This window comes from Paraniabella hibiscisoli, assembly GCF_022512515.1.
Taxonomy (GTDB): Bacteria; Bacteroidota; Bacteroidia; order Chitinophagales; family Chitinophagaceae; genus Niabella; species Niabella hibiscisoli.
Map to the genome: position 1 here is coordinate 721,631 of NZ_JAKWBK010000003.1, position 18,936 is coordinate 740,566.

26 protein-coding genes, 1 tRNA gene and 5 pseudogenes are annotated in these 18,936 nt (G+C 42.3%); 15 read left to right on the top strand and 17 right to left on the bottom strand.

The annotated features are described in order from the left end of the window. Positions 1-27 precede the first annotated feature (27 nt). On the top strand, positions 28-162 hold the full coding sequence (locus MKP07_RS40590; RefSeq protein WP_262920150.1) for a hypothetical protein: 135 nt from the start codon (positions 28-30) through the stop codon (positions 160-162). 77 nt (positions 163-239) lie between these two features. After that, the gene (locus tag MKP07_RS35420; RefSeq protein ID WP_240852723.1) at positions 240-899 is read left to right on the top strand and encodes a hypothetical protein; all 660 of its coding nucleotides are present in this window, start codon (positions 240-242) and stop codon (positions 897-899) included. Between the two features lie 78 nt (positions 900-977). Here the strand turns inward: MKP07_RS35420 and MKP07_RS35425 are convergent, their stop codons facing one another. The 3 genes from MKP07_RS35425 to MKP07_RS35435 form a co-directional block, all read right to left on the bottom strand. Then, positions 978-1,292: a hypothetical protein gene (locus MKP07_RS35425; protein ID WP_240852724.1), complete on the bottom strand. Its 315-nt coding sequence runs from the start codon at positions 1,290-1,292 to the stop codon at positions 978-980. Beyond that, a complete protein-coding gene (locus MKP07_RS35430) occupies positions 1,265-1,819 on the bottom strand; it encodes a S41 family peptidase (protein ID WP_240852725.1) in 555 nt (184 codons plus the stop codon). The genes MKP07_RS35425 and MKP07_RS35430 overlap by 28 nt, the downstream gene beginning before the upstream one ends. Before the next feature lie 62 nt (positions 1,820-1,881). Next, positions 1,882-2,307: a hypothetical protein gene (locus MKP07_RS35435; RefSeq protein ID WP_240852726.1), complete on the bottom strand. Its 426-nt coding sequence runs from the start codon at positions 2,305-2,307 to the stop codon at positions 1,882-1,884. Between the two features lie 289 nt (positions 2,308-2,596). Here MKP07_RS35435 and MKP07_RS43930 point away from each other — a divergent pair, with 289 nt between their 5' ends. The 10 genes and pseudogenes from MKP07_RS43930 to MKP07_RS43955 all read left to right on the top strand — a co-directional run bounded on the left by MKP07_RS43930 (position 2,597) and on the right by MKP07_RS43955 (position 7,673). Next, on the top strand, positions 2,597-2,953 hold the full coding sequence (locus MKP07_RS43930; protein ID WP_317236215.1) for a hypothetical protein: 357 nt from the start codon (positions 2,597-2,599) through the stop codon (positions 2,951-2,953). Continuing rightward, positions 2,887-3,345: a hypothetical protein gene (locus MKP07_RS43935; RefSeq protein WP_317236216.1), complete on the top strand. Its 459-nt coding sequence runs from the start codon at positions 2,887-2,889 to the stop codon at positions 3,343-3,345. Before MKP07_RS43930 ends, MKP07_RS43935 begins: the two co-directional genes overlap by 67 nt. Beyond that, a complete protein-coding gene (locus MKP07_RS43940) occupies positions 3,252-4,079 on the top strand; it encodes a phosphate acyltransferase (RefSeq protein WP_317236217.1) in 828 nt (275 codons plus the stop codon). The genes MKP07_RS43935 and MKP07_RS43940 overlap by 94 nt, the downstream gene beginning before the upstream one ends. A 106-nt stretch (positions 4,080-4,185) precedes the next feature. Further along, positions 4,186-4,925: pseudogene (locus tag MKP07_RS35445) on the top strand (phosphate acyltransferase). A gap of 27 nt (positions 4,926-4,952) precedes the next feature. Next, on the top strand, positions 4,953-5,690 hold the full coding sequence (locus MKP07_RS35450; RefSeq protein ID WP_240852727.1) for an MlaE family ABC transporter permease: 738 nt from the start codon (positions 4,953-4,955) through the stop codon (positions 5,688-5,690). A 99-nt stretch (positions 5,691-5,789) separates the two neighbouring features. After that, the gene (locus tag MKP07_RS35455; RefSeq protein WP_240852728.1) at positions 5,790-6,230 is read left to right on the top strand and encodes an ABC transporter ATP-binding protein; all 441 of its coding nucleotides are present in this window, start codon (positions 5,790-5,792) and stop codon (positions 6,228-6,230) included. A 35-nt stretch (positions 6,231-6,265) separates the two neighbouring features. Further along, positions 6,266-6,661, top strand: coding sequence for an ATP-binding cassette domain-containing protein (locus MKP07_RS35460; RefSeq protein ID WP_240852729.1), 396 nt, complete (start codon positions 6,266-6,268; stop codon positions 6,659-6,661). A 138-nt stretch (positions 6,662-6,799) separates the two neighbouring features. Continuing rightward, positions 6,800-7,069: a hypothetical protein gene (locus tag MKP07_RS43945; RefSeq protein ID WP_262920151.1), complete on the top strand. Its 270-nt coding sequence runs from the start codon at positions 6,800-6,802 to the stop codon at positions 7,067-7,069. Continuing rightward, entirely contained in the window at positions 7,045-7,494 is a 450-nt protein-coding gene (locus tag MKP07_RS43950) for a hypothetical protein (protein WP_262920152.1), read from the top strand. The genes MKP07_RS43945 and MKP07_RS43950 overlap by 25 nt, the downstream gene beginning before the upstream one ends. Positions 7,495-7,532: 38 nt before the next feature. Further along, a complete protein-coding gene (locus MKP07_RS43955; RefSeq protein WP_262920153.1) occupies positions 7,533-7,673 on the top strand; it encodes a hypothetical protein in 141 nt (46 codons plus the stop codon). A 53-nt stretch (positions 7,674-7,726) separates the two neighbouring features. Here the strand turns inward: MKP07_RS43955 and MKP07_RS35470 are convergent, their stop codons facing one another. The 6 genes from MKP07_RS35470 to MKP07_RS35495 are packed head-to-tail and all read right to left on the bottom strand — an operon-like array spanning position 7,727 to position 11,099. Beyond that, complete coding sequence (locus MKP07_RS35470) at positions 7,727-7,981, bottom strand: hypothetical protein (protein ID WP_240852730.1); 255 nt, start codon at positions 7,979-7,981, stop codon at positions 7,727-7,729. Beyond that, positions 7,936-8,337: a hypothetical protein gene (locus MKP07_RS35475; protein WP_240852731.1), complete on the bottom strand. Its 402-nt coding sequence runs from the start codon at positions 8,335-8,337 to the stop codon at positions 7,936-7,938. Before MKP07_RS35475 ends, MKP07_RS35470 begins: the two co-directional genes overlap by 46 nt. After that, the gene (locus tag MKP07_RS35480) at positions 8,328-8,996 is read right to left on the bottom strand and encodes a hypothetical protein (RefSeq protein WP_240852732.1); all 669 of its coding nucleotides are present in this window, start codon (positions 8,994-8,996) and stop codon (positions 8,328-8,330) included. The genes MKP07_RS35475 and MKP07_RS35480 overlap by 10 nt, the downstream gene beginning before the upstream one ends. Beyond that, positions 8,954-9,958 carry a hypothetical protein gene (locus MKP07_RS35485; protein ID WP_240852733.1) on the bottom strand — a complete coding sequence of 335 codons (1,005 nt, stop codon included), beginning with the start codon at positions 9,956-9,958 and terminating at the stop codon, positions 8,954-8,956. Before MKP07_RS35485 ends, MKP07_RS35480 begins: the two co-directional genes overlap by 43 nt. Before the next feature lie 14 nt (positions 9,959-9,972). Beyond that, positions 9,973-10,578, bottom strand: a complete 606-nt coding sequence (locus tag MKP07_RS35490) for a hypothetical protein (protein WP_240852734.1) — start codon at positions 10,576-10,578, stop codon at positions 9,973-9,975. Beyond that, complete coding sequence (locus MKP07_RS35495) at positions 10,575-11,099, bottom strand: hypothetical protein (protein ID WP_240852735.1); 525 nt, start codon at positions 11,097-11,099, stop codon at positions 10,575-10,577. Before MKP07_RS35495 ends, MKP07_RS35490 begins: the two co-directional genes overlap by 4 nt. A 519-nt stretch (positions 11,100-11,618) precedes the next feature. On the opposite strand from MKP07_RS35495, the pseudogene MKP07_RS35500 reads away from it, so the two are divergent. After that, positions 11,619-12,613: pseudogene (locus MKP07_RS35500) on the top strand (ATP-binding protein). Between the two features lie 52 nt (positions 12,614-12,665). Here MKP07_RS35500 and MKP07_RS35510 read toward each other — a convergent pair. The 5 genes and pseudogenes from MKP07_RS35510 to MKP07_RS35525 all read right to left on the bottom strand — a co-directional run bounded on the left by MKP07_RS35510 (position 12,666) and on the right by MKP07_RS35525 (position 16,534). Then, positions 12,666-14,122: pseudogene (locus tag MKP07_RS35510) on the bottom strand (bifunctional 2-methylcitrate dehydratase/aconitate hydratase). Positions 14,123-14,195: 73 nt separating this feature from the next. Beyond that, positions 14,196-14,408, bottom strand: a complete 213-nt coding sequence (locus tag MKP07_RS40615; protein ID WP_262920154.1) for a citrate/2-methylcitrate synthase — start codon at positions 14,406-14,408, stop codon at positions 14,196-14,198. Between the two features lie 85 nt (positions 14,409-14,493). Then, positions 14,494-15,350, bottom strand: a pseudogene (locus MKP07_RS40620) (citrate/2-methylcitrate synthase). An 18-nt stretch (positions 15,351-15,368) separates the two neighbouring features. Continuing rightward, the gene (prpB, locus tag MKP07_RS35520) at positions 15,369-16,259 is read right to left on the bottom strand and encodes a methylisocitrate lyase (protein WP_240852737.1); all 891 of its coding nucleotides are present in this window, start codon (positions 16,257-16,259) and stop codon (positions 15,369-15,371) included. 125 nt (positions 16,260-16,384) lie between these two features. After that, complete coding sequence (locus MKP07_RS35525) at positions 16,385-16,534, bottom strand: hypothetical protein (RefSeq protein ID WP_240852738.1); 150 nt, start codon at positions 16,532-16,534, stop codon at positions 16,385-16,387. 12 nt (positions 16,535-16,546) lie between these two features. On the opposite strand from MKP07_RS35525, the gene MKP07_RS35530 reads away from it, so the two are divergent. After that, entirely contained in the window at positions 16,547-16,747 is a 201-nt protein-coding gene (locus MKP07_RS35530) for a hypothetical protein (RefSeq protein WP_240852739.1), read from the top strand. 455 nt (positions 16,748-17,202) lie between these two features. Here the strand turns inward: MKP07_RS35530 and MKP07_RS43405 are convergent, their stop codons facing one another. The 3 genes and pseudogenes from MKP07_RS43405 to MKP07_RS35545 all read right to left on the bottom strand — a co-directional run bounded on the left by MKP07_RS43405 (position 17,203) and on the right by MKP07_RS35545 (position 18,275). Beyond that, positions 17,203-17,295, bottom strand: coding sequence for a GIY-YIG nuclease family protein (locus MKP07_RS43405; RefSeq protein WP_394803753.1), 93 nt, complete (start codon positions 17,293-17,295; stop codon positions 17,203-17,205). Between the two features lie 23 nt (positions 17,296-17,318). Then, positions 17,319-17,408 (bottom strand) — tRNA-Ser (locus tag MKP07_RS35535). 103 nt (positions 17,409-17,511) lie between these two features. After that, positions 17,512-18,275, bottom strand: a pseudogene (locus MKP07_RS35545) (TatD family hydrolase). Positions 18,276-18,398: 123 nt separating this feature from the next. On the opposite strand from MKP07_RS35545, the gene MKP07_RS35550 reads away from it, so the two are divergent. Next, the gene (locus MKP07_RS35550) at positions 18,399-18,536 is read left to right on the top strand and encodes a hypothetical protein (RefSeq protein WP_240852742.1); all 138 of its coding nucleotides are present in this window, start codon (positions 18,399-18,401) and stop codon (positions 18,534-18,536) included. Positions 18,537-18,936 lie beyond the last annotated feature (400 nt).

Sequence of the window (18,936 nt, forward strand, 5' to 3'; positions counted from 1 at the left end):
ATCTGAGCGGACATAAAAATAACAGGAATGAAATTAGCGCCCGTACTGGCTCAATACCTGGCCACCCATAAAGTTTTAAGTCTGCCTGGCTTAGGCACTTTTCATGCGGACAGCACCTATAACCCCGAAGTTGATTACAGCAAAAAGGCAGTTCCCTGCTGAATATCAGCTTTGAACAAGCTAAGGTAACACAGCTGGACGAAGCGCTGATCACCTTTGTTTCGCAGGAAACCGGCAAAATGAAAGTACTGGCAGAGTCTGATATACGTTCACAAACCGAGGGGGTGATTGATTTTTTAAATACCGGGAAACCCTATTTCCTGGCAGGGATAGGTACGCTTACCAAAAAAATGGATGGCAGTTTTGAATTTCATAAAGAGAAATTCGTTCATACTGAAAAAGAAAAAAGGAAGCCGGTTCCTATTACTGAAAAGAATTCTGTTCCGCAGTCTTATATAGACGACACCCGGAAGCCGCGCAAAACCAAACCCGCTGCTATTATCGGGGTAGTTTGCCTGGTGGCAGTTGCAGCCGTAATTTGGTTCTACAATCAGAACAAAGAGAAAAACAATGGTGATATTGAAGATGTAACGACTACTACCGGCAATAGTACTACTCCTAGCACCGGTAATGACAGTACGCCCCCGCCAACACCTCAATCGCCAACAGCACCTCCACCATCTGACGGTTACAAATATGTATTAGAAATAGCCAAGCAGCCAAGAGCTTCCAAAAGATTTAACCAGCTCAAAACCATCAAATGGCCTATTGAAATGGAAACTGCAGACTCGGTTAGCTATAAACTCTTTATCAAACTGCCTGTAGCCAATACTGATACTACCCGTATTAAAGATTCATTAAGCGCACTATCGGGCCGGAAGGTTTGGATTGAGCGGTAAATTTATTAAAAAGGATATGTATAAGAGAAAGCGCTTCGTGATTAACGAAGCGCTTTTTCTTTATGTCGTTTATAACTCCTACTTTAACTTGGTTCCGCTAAAGTCATCCTCCTTGCCGGAAAGAATCATTCCAACTCTTTCTTTTCGCTTTTTATCAAGCTGCTTTGTTCTATCAGCTGTTACAGACCTGGGCATCGTCGCAACACTCGTTACAGGTGCAACCGCTAGAAAACTCCCCGTGTTGATATATGCTAAAGAATTCGCCAGACAAGGCTCAGTCACATCACCCCAGTCTTTATTGAGTCCGTCAACAGCCTGCTTGTCGGGTGCAAATCCTGCATAGGCTACCTCGGCCCCAACGCTGTTTACAGTTCTAAAGGAAATAGGGTACAAAGACACCTTGTCAAATAGATCAATGGGGAAAAATCCAACAGGCTTACCATAAGTGTTGCTTTCTCCAACGAGCTTAACATCCATAACCGCTTCAAATTATTGATCAAAAGTTCGCTTGAAGAAGCTGTATTATCTGTTACAATAAAAAATATTCGGCTAAGGGCAAGGGTGCCATTCTTCACAAAGGTTTCAGTATTATTAGCGGGCTTAAACGCACCATTACTCCAACCAAATTTCTTTTTTAGTAATGGGAAATTATCCTGCTGTAATTGTTGGTTAAACTCATATCGATACATAGTTTGACCGGTCCGCGCAGCAGGAACAATAATATTTGCCAAAAAGTCCTGCATAGCTGTAGATCCTCCCAGGTTATTTCGAAGATCTATAATCAATTCATTTACACCTTGACTGATGAAACTATTAAAAACTGTAATAAGCTCATTACTTGCCGCAGTAGTTCCTAAAAAAGTATTAAACACTAAATAACCCGTTTTCTTTGCGCCATTAGTAAAAACGCTGGAGTACAAAACAGAATTAGCAGTAAATTTAGTCTTATTAATATTGAGCGTTTGTGCCGTTCCATCTGGTTTTACAAATTCAATACTAGCTGATGTAATAGTACCAAAAAAATCGCATTCAACTTATCGATGCTAGCTTGTCCACCCCTCATCTCTACACCATCTATCTTGTTTACAATCCATCCTCGTTTTACGCCTTTGCTGGCCGCATCCGATGCATTATAAACGTAAGTAACAAACCATCTAACATTTGCTTCTGATGACGGACTAGCAACAAGACCTCCTTTTACAAAAAATCCCCAATCTACCCCCTCACCTGTTTGAGTTTGATTCGACTCTTCAACAGAAGTCGCGTAGCTAAACTGATCGGCTGTATGTAAAGATCGAATGCTTTTAATAACATCGTCTGCTGTTTTAACCAGGTCCGCATTCGCAAATTTTCTTGGGTTAAAACTTTCATAAGTACCTATTCCGGGCAACGTATTCCATAAATACACCTCTTTAGTATATAAATAAGCTGAATCTGCAACTAACTGTGATGTAGTTGCATTATCAGCTATCTGATCCTTTTTTTGGGGCAGGCCGTTAAAATCACCAGCAACAACGCTAGTAGTGGGAATGTTTTTTCATCCGGGGTACTATTTTTTGTAAAAAATGGAAAAATCTGGTGTCACAATTCACATAAACTTTTACAAATATGAAATTTTTACAGCATTTCTTAAAATTAATCTTTTTGTCGGTTAAAGCAATTTAAGTTACTTTTCGCCCGATTTTTAATCGTTGCTTATGTCTAAAAAAGATCTGAGAAAAGAGCTGGCGCTGGAGTACCACGCCAAGGGCCGTCCCGGGAAAATTGAAGTAATTCCCACCAAGGAAGCCAAAACCCAAAGAGACCTTTCCTTGGCTTATTCGCCGGGTGTAGCGGTTCCCTGCCTCGAAATTGCAGAAAATGTAGAGAATGTGTACAAGTACACTGCTAAGGGAAACCTGGTGGCAGTGATCAGTAATGGCACAGCCGTTTTAGGTTTGGGAGATATCGGCCCGGAAGCTGGTAAACCGGTGATGGAGGAAAGGGCGTGCTGTTCAAAATATTTGCAGACATTGATGTTTTTGACATCGAGATCAACGAAAAAGACCCCGTAAAATTCGTCGAGATCGTTCAGGCTTTAGAGCCTACTTTTGGTGGTATCAACCTCGAAGATATTAAGGCTCCCGGCTGTTTTTATATTGAACGGGAGCTAAAAAAACGGTTAAAAATACCGGTAATGCACGATGATCAGCATGGCACCGCCATCATCAGCGCTGCTGCCTTGCTGAATGCACTTGAAATTCAGAAGAAAAAAATTGAAAAAGCAAAGTTTGTAGTAAATGGCGCGGTGCCGCTGCCATGGCCTGTGTATTGTTATACCAACAAATGGGCGCTAAACCAGAAAACTTTATCATGTTCGACAGTAAGGGCGCTTTGCACAAAGGCCGCACTGGACTGGATGATATTAAAGCCCCCTTCGCCATTGCACCTAAAGACATTTCATTAGAAGATGCCCTGAAAGGGGCTGATGTGTTTATAGGTTTGAGCGCTGCCAATGTTTTAAATGGCGCTATGGTAAAAAGCATGGCCAAAAACCCGATTGTTTTTGCCATGGCTAATCCCGACCCGGAAATCTCCTGGGAAGAAGCCACCACCGCCCGTAAGGATGTAATTATGGCCACGGGCCGCAGCGATTATCCTAACCAGGTGAACAATGTACTGGGCTTCCCTTATATTTTCAGAGGTGCGCTGGACGTAAGAGCTACACAGATCAATACCCAAATGCAGCTGGCAGCCGTGAAGGCCCTGGCTGAAATGGCTAAAACTCCGGTACCGGATATTGTAAACCTGGCTTATAACCAGACCAATATGCATTTTGGCCCCGATTATATTATTCCCAAACCGTTGGATCCCCGCTTATTGTCTACAGTTGCACCGGCAGTTGCCAAAGCGGCTATGGAATCGGGAGTGGCAAAGATCAAAATTGAGAACTGGGAACAATATGAACATGACCTGAACAAACGCCTGGGCCTGGACAACCAGGTGCTACGAGTGCTCGGAGCTAAAGCGCGAACTGCTCCTAAGCGTATTGTGTTTGCAGAAGGAGAAAATGTAAATATTCTTAAAGCTGCACAAATTGTACTGGACGAAGGTATTGGATACCCTACCCTGTTGGGAGATGTGAAAAAATTCAGGAACTGGCCGATATACACAAGCTGGATATCAGCGATATTCCGGTGATCAACCCGCGCAGTGATGATGCGAAGGCTAAAAGAGAAGAATATGTAACCCTGTTCTATAAAAAAGAGCGCGCAAGGGCTATACAAAGGAGGAAGCGTCGAAGCTGATGGAAGACCGCAACCATTTTGGCTGTATGATGGTAGAGTGCGGTGATGTGGATTGTATGATATCAGGTCTTACCAAAAGATACTCAGATGCTATCCGCCCGGCCCTGCAGATCATTGGAACCGAAGAAGGTGTTAAAAAAGTAGCAGGTATGTACCTGATCATGACCTCAAAGGACCTTTATTCCTGGCAGACACTACTGTAAATATTAACCCCACGGCTGAAGAACTGGCCGAAATAGTACTGTTGACAGCCAAAGAAGTTTCCGCATTTAATATTACACCGAGAATTGCAATGTTAAGCTATTCCAATTTCGGTAGCAGTAACACACCGGAAGCGCAACTGGTTTCCAAAGCCAGGGAATTAGTAAAACAAAAAGACCCTTCCCTGATCGTGGACGGAGAGATGCAGGCCAATGTGGCGCTTAATAATAGTTTGTTAAAAGAGATGTATCCGTTTAGCGAACTGGTTGAAAAAGAAGTAAACACCTTAATCTTCCCTAATTTAGCATCTGGTAATATTACTTACAATATTCTGAAAGAGATTGGCTCTACCGACGCGATAGGCCCTATCCTTTTAGGACTGAAAAAACCGGTACACTTGTTGCAACTGGGTAGTACGGTGAACAACATTGTCAATATGGCTTTGATAGCAGTTACAGATGCTCAGATAAAGTCAGCGGCATTGTCGGCCAAGACCGGTGGAGACAAAAACCAGGATAATACCAAAAAGAAAAAATAGGCTATTTCCAACTAAACGACTTTATTCTTGAAAATACTTAGAGAATTCGGGCAGTACATCCAGATGTTTAAAGGCATGTTTCGCATGCCTGAAAACAGAACCATGTACTGGAGACAGTTTATGCTGCAATGTAACGATATAGGCATTGGATCACTGGGCATCATTTGCATTATCTCGGTTTTCATTGGTGCGGTGTCCGCTGTTCAAACGGCGTACCAAATCACATCGCCACTTATTCCTAAAACCACCATTGCCCAGATTGTACGGGATACGGTGATACTGGAGTTTGCCCCTACCCTGAGCTGTATCGTTCTGGCAGGTGTGGTAGGTAGTAAAATAGCCAGTGAATTGGGTAATATGCGGGTAAGTGAGCAAATAGATGCGCTTGAAATAATGGGGATCAATACAAAAGCGTATTTAATACTTCCTAAAATTATAGCAGGTGTGATTACGATTCCCATGCTGATCATATTAGCCATGGCGCTGGGTATTTGGGGAGGTCGCTTAGCTGGTTCTGCCACAGGCATCATTGATACATCGATTTTTGATAATGGTTTGTTGATGGGATTTAGCGGCTACAATGTATTTTTTGCTTTAACCAAAAGCTTTGTTTTTGCTTTTTTGATTACCAGTATACCATGTTTTTATGGCTATAATGTAAAGGGAGGCGCTTTGGAAATAGGACATTCCAGCACAAGGGCGGTAGTTGTATCCTGTATTTTATTGTTGTTGGCAGACTATATCTTATCTGCTTTGCTGCTGTAATCTTTGCAAACATTATGGTGTAAGATATCGGTTACAAACAGGGTGTTTCTTTTCACCCATAATTATTAACAAAAACAGTTACTTCAAAATTGAAGTACCATGATAGAAATAAAAGGTCTTAAAAAGAGTTTCGGAGAAAAAGTGGTGCTGAAAGAGGTGAATGCCTTAATGGAACCAGGTAAGTGTAATCTTATTATCGGGTCGAGCGGTAGTGGCAAAACCGTTTTAATGAAATGTATCGTCGGATTAATGCATCCGACCGAAGGTGAGGTTATTTACAACGGCAATAATTACGTAACCATGTCTTTGGAAGAAAAGAAAGCCATTCGCAAAGAAATAGGTATGCTCTTCCAGGGTTCGGCTTTGTTTGATAGCCAGACGGTAGAACAAAACGTGGTCTTTCCGTTGGACATGTTCACTACCGATAAGTATTCGGTTAAAAAAGCCCGTGTAAAAGAAGTGCTCGACCGCGTTAACCTGAATGAAGATGCCTACAAAAAATTCCCTTCTGAAATAAGCGGCGGTATGCAAAAAGGGTAGCGCTGGCAAGGGCCATCGTGTTAAATCCTAAATATTTGTTTTGTGACGAACCCAACTCGGGACTGGATCCTCAAACTTCTATCGTAATTGACAAACTCATTAATGACATTACGCAGGAATACAAGACTACTACGATTATGAATACCCATGACATGAACAGCGTAATGGAAATCGGAGACCATATTGTGTACATGAACCAGGGTGAAAAAGAATGGGAAGGCACCAATAAAGAGATCATTTACAGCGATAACCAAAAATTAAATGAGTTCATTTTCGCTTCTAATTTCCTGCAGGACGCCAAAAATATGCGAATGATACAGGAGACAGGCGAAATTCCCAAAGACGTGCATGAAGACGTGCGTGATGCGCTGGAAGAAAAATTTAACGCCGATATGGACGGCGATGGTGTTGTTGGTTCGCCAAAAGAGTGATCGCTCCAAACAGATGTTCTTCAACCTTTACGCTAACCTTACATTATCATTCCTCTTTTTGCACAGGAATCAGCAAAAATTTAGCATATTAGCATGCTGGTTTCCTTACTTTTGTAACCAATCAGAAAAAACTATAAAATGGCAGTATTAGTAAATAAAGATTCGAAAGTTTTAGTACAGGGCTTTACCGGCACAGAAGGTACTTTCCATGCAACTCAAATGATTGAGTATGGAACGAATGTGGTTGGTGGCGTTACCCCTAATAAAGGCGGCACCACTCATTTGGACAGACCGGTATTTAATACAGTAGCTGATGCGGTTAATGCGACTAACGCAAATGTGAGCATTATTTTTGTACCACCGCTTTTGCAGCAGATGCGATCATGGAAGCTACAGATGCAGGCATAGCATTGGTGGTTTGTATTACAGAAGGTATTCCTGTACAGGATATGGTAAAAGTGAAGAATTATTTACAGGGAACTTCAACAAGATTAATTGGCCCTAACTGTCCGGGTGTTATAACTGCCGGTGAATGTAAAGTAGGCATTATGCCGGGCTTTGTATTTATACCTGGTCGTATAGGTATTGTTAGCAAATCTGGTACGCTTACTTACGAGGCAGCTGACCAGGTAGCAAAAGCAGGTTTGGGCATTAGCACTGCTATTGGTATTGGCGGAGACCCGATCATTGGTACTCCTACTAAAGAAGCGGTAGAGTTATTAATGAACGATCCTGAAACCGATGCAATTGTTATGATTGGTGAAATTGGCGGTGGTATGGAAGCTGAAGCAGCAAACTGGATTAAAGCTACCGGTAATAAAAAGCGGTTGTAGGGTTCATCGCTGGCCAAACAGCTCCTCCCGGCCGTCGTATGGGTCACGCAGGAGCTATTGTTGGTGGCGCTGATGATACGGCAGAAGCTAAAATGAAAATCATGAGCGAATGCGGTATTCATGTAGTAAGCAGCCCTGCTGATATTGGTAAAACAATGGCTGAAGTACTGAAGAAATAATGAGTAATCTTAAATAAATAACAATCCCCTGGCTTCTGTTGGGGGATTGTTATTTAGAATATCGCAGTAATCGACGCTCTTCCCGTATGAATAGTTCGGGTATTGCCAGGCTTACGGCCATCGTACTGAAAATTAAGTTCCAGGTTATTTAAAAGACGCTTGGTGAGCTGCAGGTTCCATAACAGATTGGTACCGGGCATTAGTCCATCCAACATAATATAGCCTACAGTTGTTTGAGCGTTATTAGCCCCGGCACTATATTTCAGCCCGTTATAGGTAAACTTACCGGTAACAGAGGCGCTTTGCAAAATATTATACTTGGTTTCGGCTGTGAGCGCATTAGACAGCGATGTTTCACCACCATATATACCTGCATTTTTTTATGTTCCCGCTTGTACCCTGTGGTAATCCGAAAAGAAGTTCCTTTTATGTAGGACAATAGTAATTCGCCATTATTCCTGTCGATCTCATAGTTACGATTATCAAACAATACATCATCTGTGTACAAAGCATTGACACCTGTTAAAGCATTGATGTTTAAAGTTAGAGCGCTGGAGAGAAAATGCCGGTACTTGAGCAGCCACTCGTTGTTTTGTCTGGTTTCGTACCCATAAGTGAGAAAGGCTTTATTATTGTTACGCAGGTTACTGACATCTACCCCCATTTGGTGCTTTGACGATTATACGACAAAGTATTAGCCAGCGTTGTGGCTAGCGTAATAAGGTTAGAGTCGGCCAGTCCGTATCCAAATGGATTAAATTCAAACAGCCCTTCCGCCATCGATTTTTTGGCTATCTGCAAAGAACTGGTCAGCATCCACCTTGATAAAAAACCAGTAAAGCCCTTTGCCTGATTACCCCAAAGTTGCCTGGGCGTTATATTAATACTGTAATTGAGTGTAGTGTAATTCGCTTTTATATACTCGTTAGTAGGAGTAAAGATCCGGATAAACCGGGCCTGATCAGCAAAAGCAGCCAGCTCAAATTCATTCAGTTGCTGCACGCCATCTTCATTGTAATCTATCCAGGTGTATTGCCCTGTACCAGGCGGTACTTCAAGGTAAGCATAATCTCTTTTCTGCTCCTGTCCTGATCCGACTTCGTACAGTACATTTCCGTTCAAAAAGCCATTCCATTCATTCATCTGGTACTCTGCCCGGGCCAGCACTGTGTTATCTTCGGTTTGGGCGCTCACTTCATCATTATACACTTTCAATTTCCTGAAAGTTGTGTTCAGGTAAAATTGCCGTTTAGCATTGGCCAGCAATTCGGCCTGCAGGTTCAGGTTATAACTCCTGTCTCCCCGTAACAATTCTTTACCCACAGGGTATTTATCACTTCGCGTGTAAAAATTAATGCCATACCTGTTTCTTTTTCAGGACTGGATTTTAAGTAAGCGGTATAGGTATCAAATGAAAAAGAAGTAAAATTGAGGGAGTCATTCCGCGTATTACGGTTCACATTTTCCTCAAGGGTGTAGCGGCCACCAATGATCCAGTTATCCATCCAGGGTAATTTCTTGCTAACATCGATGATTGGTTTGAGGAAATATCCCTTGTAGGTATCGGTTTGGTAATTGGTTAAAACCAGTTGGTTATTAAAGCCCCAGTTCTTCCAATTAGTAAACTGCGTGAGTGCGTTCTGAAACCCGCTGTAATCATCGCTCCTGTTATAGCTCGTAAACGCGTATTGCACCGCATTCCCATTATCTGCCCGCAGGCCTGTTGAGGCTTTAACAATGTTTTCAGTAGCCCGTTGCGCCACCAGCGGCAAACCCCAATCCCGCGTAAATTCTACACCCCTGAGGCGCTCCAGTGGCTGAAAGCGCTGCTGCACGTATTCATAGTCAAGGGAGCTCACCAGGCTTAACTTATTCTTTTCCTTTAACAGGTGCGCATTACTTAAATTAATTTTTGCGGCGTACCCATTGTCACTGTTATCATGTAGAGATGATAGTGTATTTACATCATACTTACTGGTAGCCAGTTCTGTTTTCAACACCGTGTTAGCTGAAATATTGTAATCAATACCCAATGTCAATAACTGCTGTTTCCGGGGCGCAACCAGCAGTATCACCGGGTCATAGTTACCTTGCCTTACACCATTTACAGGCGCCACATATACAAATACTTTGCCGTTGGCATTACCATTATCTGTTATATAATTGCCGCGCCCAAAACCCACATCAGTAAAAGCCAGGTTATGTTTTGCTGTGGCCGGATCAATAGAATACCGATAGAATGAATCCACTACGTTATCAATGGTGTCATACACGCGCTCATACAATATTTTGCCGGCAGTTAGGTATCCAATACCACTGATGGGTAATAGGCATTCTGTACGCTGTCGCCAATATTAAAAAGAAATTGCTTTTGCCGGGTATCCAACACCTGGTTGATGGAAGAATTCTTAGCATCGCTGTTGTTAAAATACCCAACTTTCAACTTCACCTTATTGTTAAAGTTCACCTCCTGCATAGCGTATAGGTTGGTGTTCAGGAAATTTCTGTCGGCATATTCAAACTCCACCTGTATGCGACTGTCCTTGGTGATCATTCGCCGGGGAGTAAAAGTTATCTCGGCTGTATTATAGTTGATCACATAATCCTGGTCCTCTCCTCTCTGCAATAATTCACCATCTATAAAAACCCGTTCTGTGTTGGCCAGTATGATAAAAAACGTTTCTCCATTAGCTCCCGAAAGCCGGTAGGGTCCCTGGTTCCCCTCCAGGCCCTGTAGCACATTCCGGGTAAACTTTCCCTTGGCTATAGAACCGCTGACCAGGGTGTTAGATTGTGTTCGCTTTGAGATATTATTAACCGTCTGAAAAGATATACCCTGCAACCGTTTATAGAATTTCAGAAAATAGCTGCGATCCTCACGCAGATCCATATCACCGATATTCAATTGCCAGTTTTTTTCTTAAACCGGATATACACTTCATCAAACTCATTCAATTGCTGTGTATTTCCATCTGGCTGAATGGGCACATTATTATCGGTAATTGCGGCCTGTAATTCAATACTGTCTGCTAACATGCCGCTTAACTGTATGTTCAGATTAGAATTTAATACAACATCCTGGTTATTTCCAAACCCCACCTGCCTCCCAAAACTACCCTGTGCATTAATCGTCCCAAAATTGAACAACTCCTTTTGACGATCGGCTTTGTTATAGGGAGCTCTTATCGGTGCAGCAGAGTATAATACCAGGCTATCAAAATTCATACGCTGTACGGAGCCATTCAGCTTAAAAGGGAAAACGCGATAAGTAACCCAAACAGCGGAATCTGTAGGAGGCAATTTCCAGTATAAAATAGCATTAGCGTAGTCTAACGTGTATTGAAGGCTATCAATGCCCTCTATCCTAAAGCTACTGGGAATAATGCTTAATGTATCCAATCTGAAACCGGCACCTGGCGTAACCACTACCTTTTTTGTCTTAGATTATTAGAACCATAGACAGGAGACTGCCCCTGCGCTTTTGCGATTGAGAAAAAAGAATTGCAACTAAAAATATAGTACGGAAAACACCCAACAGCTACTATTTGTTCAGCGCAAAAATCGGGTATTAAGACCATAATTAGTAAGGCCGCGTCATTATAAGGTTTTTTGAGAGAATTAAACCCTGTTTTATAGTTTGTGCCTCCAGCACTGCAGAGATTTTCTTTAAAAACAAATTAAGATCCAAAATTATTATGTTTATTTTGGATTATAATCCAAAATTATTATAATTATTTTACTTTTAAATCCAAGAATATTATCATTTTTTAAGATTCAAATCCAAAATAATTATACTTTTGTATTTCTACATTGAGGTATGGTTATAAGAAATTTGCAACAATTAATTGAAGGAAGCTTCTATAAAGGAAAAGCTATTCTTGTTTTCGGTGCAAGACAAGTAGGTAAATCCACCTTGATTGATCAACTGTTGGAAAAAAAGACTATTTGTATCTTAACGGGGATGATGCAGACGTAAGAGAAATTTTAACCAATGCCACTTCAACCAGGCTAAAAACTATTACTAATAATAAAACGATTGTATTTATTGATGAAGCGCAGCGCATTCCCGACATAGGCCTCACATTGAAAATATTTACCGACCGGCTTAAGCAGGTACAGGTTATAGCTACCGGTTCATCAGCGTTTGAGCTTACCGCACAGGTAAACGAACCATTAACCGGCCGGAAATTTGAGTTTATGCTCTTTCCGCTAAGTTTTCATGAAATGGTTCAGCACCATGGGCTGCTCGAGGAGAAGCGTTTAATTGAACAACGCCTGATTTTTGGCTATTACCCGGAAATTGTTTCTTCTGCAGGTAATGAGAAGCGGCTGCTAAAGTTACTGGCCAATAGCTATTTGTATAAAGACCTGTTAATGCTGGAGCAGGTTAAAAAACCACTCATACTTTCAAAACTGCTTAAGGCTTTAGCGCTTCAATTGGGCAGCGAAGTAAATTACCAGGAAATCGCTCAACTAGTAGACAGCGATTATAAAACGGTAGATAAATACATCGACCTGTTGGAAAAAGCATTTGTCGTCTTCAGGCTGCCGGCGCTCAATAGAAATGTTAGAAATGAAATTAAAAAAGGAAAAAAATCTACTTCTATGACTGCGGTATACGCAATGCTGTTCTTAACAACTTCAAATTACTGAACGAGCGAACAGATACAGGCGCCTTATGGGAGAACTATATTATTTCAGAGCGTATAAAAATGTTATCCAACCAGGAAAAGGAGGCAGACCATTATTTCTGGCGTACTACACAGCAGCAGGAAATCGACCTGATAGAAGAAACGGCTGATAGAATGTCAGCTTATGAATTTAAATGGTCGAAAAATGCGCGAGCCCGCTTCTCTTCCACCTTTACCACCAACTACCCAGGCACTGACGGCACCGTTATTACCCCCGATAATATGGAAGATTTTTTAATCCCTGAATAAAAAAGCCGCTACAAATGTAACGGCCATTGAAAAAAGAGTTCGTCTGTTAAATTCAAGATACTTTCGCCATTAAATCCACAAACTCATTCACTTTCATGGAAGCGAGGCTTTCATAATCAAGCCCTGTCTTCAAAATTTGTTCCTTCTGTGCTCCTTCAAAAATGCGGTCTACATTTATCTTAAACTTCTCTATCAATTTGGGAATACCTTCTTCTCTCCTGCGCTTATGGCCAATCGGATATTCCACCACTACCTCATCCAGCACAGTACCATCATTCAATTCAACCGTTAATGCATTGGCAATAGATCTTTTTCGGGGTCATGATAATCCAATGTAAACTGGGTATCCTGAACACAAAATATCTTATCTCTCAAAGCATCAATCCTTTCGTCGGCAGCGACTGCATCTTCATAATCAGCTGCGGTTAATTGTCCAAAAATTAAAGGCACAGCAACCATGTACTGTATACAATGATCTCTATCTGCCGGATTATTTAAAGGTCCTTTTTTGTCGATGATACGGATGGCGGCCTCATGCGTACGGATAATAATTCGCTTGATATCAGCTGTCGTTTTTCTTAAATCGTTTAGCCGCTGATGGAGCGTCATAGCAGCTTCTACCGCCGTTTGCGAATGAAACTCCGCTGGGAAAGATATTTTAAACAGGATATGTTCCATTACATAAGTACCATAGTCCCTTTGAAAAGTAAAAGGGTTTCCTTTGAATGAAACATCGTAAAAGCCCCAGGTTTTAGCGGTAAGCACTGATGGATAACCCATTTCACCGGTTTGAGCAATTAAGGCCAGGCGCACAGCTCTTGAAGTGGCATCTCCGGCGGCCCACGATTTGCGGCTGCCGGTATTGGGCACATGCCGGTAAGTACGTAAAGATTGACCATCAACAAAAGCCAGTGAAACTGCATTAATCAGCTCATCTCTGTTTAAACCCAATAGTTTACCCACCACTGCGGTAGAAGCCACTTTTACCAATATCACATGATCGAGCCCTACGCGGTTAAAAGAGTTTTCGAGGGCCAGAACGCCCTGTACCTCATGCGCCATAACCATCGCATGTAATACCTGCAACATGGTTAAAGGGTCTTTACCTTCGGCGATATTGGTGCGAGACAACCAATCGGCTGTAGCAAGGATACCACCCAGATTATCTGAAGGATGTCCCCATTCGGCAGCCAGCCAGGTATCGTTAAAATCGAGCCAGCGAATAATGGCGCCAATATTAAATGCAGCCTGAATGGGATCGAGCTGGTAATGAGTACCAGGTACTTTGGCCCCGTTGGGCACGATGGTTCCAGGCACTACCGGGCCTAATAATTTGGTACATGCAGGATAAGTCAGGGCTTCAAAACCACAACCCAGTGTATCCAGCAAACAGTAGTACGCCGTTTTCAAAGCCAGGTCGCTTTTGATTTCGTAGTTTAAAACATAGTCAGCAATATCGGCCAACACCTGGTCTGGTTGCGGCCTTTCGTTTGAAATGTAAGATGACATGAGTCCGTAAAAAAATTTATAAGTTAAAAGTTATCAGCTGTATATAAAACGACAATGATCTATGAATCATTCTCTATTCTCTTCCCTCGATAGACACGAAGGCTAAATTCTCCGGGCCGGTATAGTTAGCGCTCGGCCTGATAATTTTCCCGTCTAATCTTTGTTCGATAACATGGGCGCTCCAGCCGGTAATGCGAGACACCACAAACAAGGGCGTAAACATGGCGGTAGGCACCCCCATAATGTGATAAGCCACTGCCGAAAACCAGTCCAGGTTCGGAAACATCTTTTTTCATCCCACATTACTTTTTCCAGTCGCTCGGCTATAGAGAACAACTGCATATCGCCTGCCTCTTCTGATAATCGTTGTGCTACTTTTTTATGATCCCGTTTCGGGGATCACCGATGGTATAAACGGGATGCCCGAAACCAATGATCACTTCTTTCTTTTCCAACCTAAGCTTGATATCAGCCTCTGCCACATCAGCGTTTACATACCGGCTCTGAATATCAAAAGCCACTTCGTTAGCGCCACCATGCTTGGGACCTCTCAAAGCACCTATTGCTCCTGCTACAGCTGAATATATATCGGAGCCTGTACCTGCAATAACGCGACTGGTAAAGGTTGAGGCATTAAACTCATGCTCCGCATACAGGTTCAATGATACCTGCATGGCATTAACCCAGCTATCAGATGGCTTTACCCCATGAAGCAAATGCAGGAAATGGCCGCCAACGGTCTCGTCATCTGTTTCTACTTCTATTTGTTTACCATTATGTGAATAATGATACCAGAACAAAAGAGCTGAAGCGTAAGATGCCAGCAATTTATCTGCGATGTCTCTTGCCCCGGCTACATTATGATCTTCCCGCTCCGGAAGCGTAGTGCCTATTACCGAAGTGTAGGTTCTCAACACATCCATAGGATGGGCTGCTGCAGGGATCTGCTTCAATACTTTTTTATAACATCAGGCAACCCTCTTAAAGATTTTAATTTAGCCTGGTATGCTTTTAGCTGCGGAACGGTGGGCAGCTTCTCGTGTATCAACAGGTAGGCAACTTCTTCAAAACTCGCTTTTTCAGCCAGATCATTGATATCGTATCCCCTGTAATGCAGGTCGTTGCCGCTTTTCCCTACGGTACATAAAGCTGTATTACCAGCCACAACTCCCGATAAGGATACGCTTTTCTTGGGTTTAAATGTGATTGTTTCGTTTGTGGCAGCCATCGTTATTTCATTTAGGTATTACTTCTTTTTAAAAAGCTCATCCATTTTTTTCTCATACTCGTAATAGTTGATGCTTTCGTAAAGTTCCTGCCGGGTTTGCATAGTATCTAACACATTTTGTTGCGTTCCCTCTTTACGAATATGCGTGTATACATTTTGAGCGGCCTTATTAGCAGCACGGAAAGCCGATAAGGGATACAACACCAAACCGACACCGGCTGCTCTTAGCTCATCAATAGTATACATAGGAATCATACCGAACTCGGTAATATTAGCCAGAACAGGAATACCCGTTGCATCTACAAATTTTTGGTAGTAAGAAAGATCCGGAACAGCTTCTGCAAAAATAAAATCTGCACCGGCTTCTTTGTAAGCCACCGCACGCTCTAAAGTTTTTTCAAATCCTTCGTTGGCAAATGCATCCGTTCGCGCTCCAATTACAAAATGTTCATCAAAACGTGCATCGGCAGCAGCTTTCAGCCGGTCCTCCATTTCCTCTTTGCTAACGATCTCCTTACCCGGCCGGTGGCCACAACGCTTGGCTCCCACCTGGTCTTCAATATGTAAGGCCGCTGCTCCCTTTTTTATCAGCGACTTTACCGTACGTTCGATATTGAAAGCAGATGCTCCAAATCCCGTATCTATATCCACCATCAAAGGTGTATCCGTAACATTGGTAATACGGTTTACATCGATCAGCACATCATCGAGATTAGTGATACCCAGATCAGGAATACCTAAAGATCCGGCAGCTACACCACCACCCGACAAATAAATAGCTTTGAAACCTGCCTGTGTGGCCAGTAAAGCGTGATTGGCATTGATGGCGCCGACAATCTGTAACGGGTTTTCATTTTGGATGGCTTCGCGAAAGCGCAACCCCGCAGAGGCGGTTGCTGAAGATTTCATTTGCATACCAGCAAACCTACATTAAATTTCTCCTCCAAAGAAGCCTTTTTCGCGTCCGATACCTGAAAATCTGCTACGGGATATATTACCCCGCAGACGCCTCACCGCGAACATTGTATCCCGGTTTAAGTAAATAGCAATATCAGCAACATTACCAGCATACCCAGTACAAAAGAAACCAGCGAATACACTACCATTAATGATCCCCTGGCCTTAAATCTCCGTTTATACGATTCAGCCCGCTCAAAATCGGAGAACAAGTCATCCTTTTCCATCTGGCAAAACTAGTGCGAAACGCAGAAACGACCATCTTTAACGGCGATGCTTCTTTTGCTGACCAGGTGCAAATGGCTTCGCCGATTGAGTTCCATACACTTTTTTGCCTGACCTGGCGGGATTCTATGACCATGACCCGGATGATGCGCGGGTGCACAGGAAAACAACAAAGAGCCTACGATCATCAACAAAAGAAATTGTTTCATAAATAGTATTTTAAATCAAAGACGATATAAAAACTCAATAGGTATGCAAACGAGATGCCATTATAGCAAGAGTAATGCCTCTACAAATAGATAACCGGCCTAAAATGAAAAATTTATGTGTCGAACAGTAGAAGTCTAAAGGAGTTTTGGGAACGTTCTGCGCGTTTTCAAGGTCATTCAGAATGATGAAAAAGAGCCAAAAGTCCCCTTCGAATATAATAAATTGATTATTAATATCATTTTCGGAAACGGCGAGATTCGAACTCGCGATACGGGTTGCTCGAAGGAGTCCTTCGGACCCGTATACACACTTTCTACATGATTTTCTCACTTTTCAACCACACATATCCGTCTATTGATTTAAAAAACATCTCACGCCTGAAAGCCTCAGATCTGGTAGTAAATTGCTCGAAATAATGTATAACAAGAGGGCGTCTACGCTTCGTAGATTTTACTTTTCACTAGTTATGGTTAGCGAAGCGCTTTTCTACATCAGCACAACTTCCATAATAGTATCGATTGTCATGCCATTTCAATATATAGGTGTAGTACATAAATTCAGCAGGTTAGCAAAATTTGGCGGAGACGGCGAGATTCGAACTCGCGATACGGTTGCCCGTATACACACTTTCCAGGCGTGCTCCTTCAACCACTCGGACACGTCTCCATTATTTATTCCTTTTCCCCGTGTGCTCCTTCTCCTAAGGAGTACTTTGGACGACCACTTGGACAGGTCTCTGTAAAAGGGGTGCAAAAATAAGCTTCTTGCACTATAAATTAAATAATTTTTTCGCGTTATTTGTTGTAACCTCCGCAATCTCTTCAATAGGCATTCCCATTGCCTCTGATAATTTTTGTGCGATCAATGGAAGATAAGATGGTTCATTTCTTTTTCCTCTGTAAGGTACCGGGGCCAGGTATGGCGCATCCGTTTCTAATACGACCCTTTGCAGCCCTGTCTGCTTAATCACTTCATCTAAACCAGACTTCTTAAAAGTGATTACCCCTCCAATACCCAAATAAAACCCCTGGTCGATAATCTCTTGAGCTTCCTCCACGCTCCCCCAAAACAATGAAAAACGCCTCTTAATCCAGTACCCGTATATTGAGACACTACATCGATACATTCTTTTGTTGAGCTACGGCTGTGGATGACTATAGGCAGGTCATATTGGATTGCCCATTCTATTTGCTGTTTAAAAGCAATGTATTGCTGCTCCTTAAAGGTCACATCCCAATAAAAGTCAAGCCCGGTTTCGCCGATCGCTACAAACTTCCGTTGTTCCAGGTAGTTACCAATCAAATCAAGCTCCTGCTTAAAATCTTCCTTTACTGAACAGGGATGCAAACCCATCATACTCAGGCATGTTACAGGCGCTACAGCCTCCATGTCGAGCATCGATTTATGAGATTGAGTATCTATCGCCGGCATCAAAACAGTAGTAACGTTAGCTCTCAGCGCTCTTTCTAAAAATTCATTTTTCTCTTCTAAAAGCTGCTCGGAATAGATATGAGCATGCGTATCTATAAACATTTTTCAATTTTTTATTGAATATCTTAGATTTTATCTAAAATATAATTTTCTTTTTTATATGTGTACAAAAAAATTAACTTCATCGCAAGTTTTCATAGGGTACGGATTAAAAATCAAACTCAATTGATCGGCAGCTGTGAAAGCGGCTTTCCTGGCGGGCACCAGGAGGAAGCGGATGTTCAATCCGGAAAGAACGGATCGTCTTTAAGATACGTAGCCATTCTTTCACATCTGCTGCAGGATAGCTCTGTTTTAGGGTGATGGCACATTCCAGTGTGCTCTTAGTAGCACGGGCCTGCCATTGATCGTAAACTGCCCGCTGCAGTTTTAAATCACGTGCGCCACCAAAATGCTGATATTTTCACTTCCAACACTGGAAGCCGTTCGCAGCGACACTTTCAGTCGGGTACAAGTTAGTGAAAACTCACGTATAAAAAGCGGGTTCTGCCCATTCCAAAAAGTAGTAATAGTCGTATCCCTGTTAAAATGTAATTTTCTTTAACCAGGTTTTAATTGAAATCGTGCCGGGACTGCTACTGATGTTTCCATTTTACAATTGTTGTTATGTTGATGCATGATCTAACAAGAAACTTTTACCGTTATTCCTTTGCTTGCAGGTTGAGCATACCTGCACATCGCTGCCAAAAATTTTAGGTTTTGC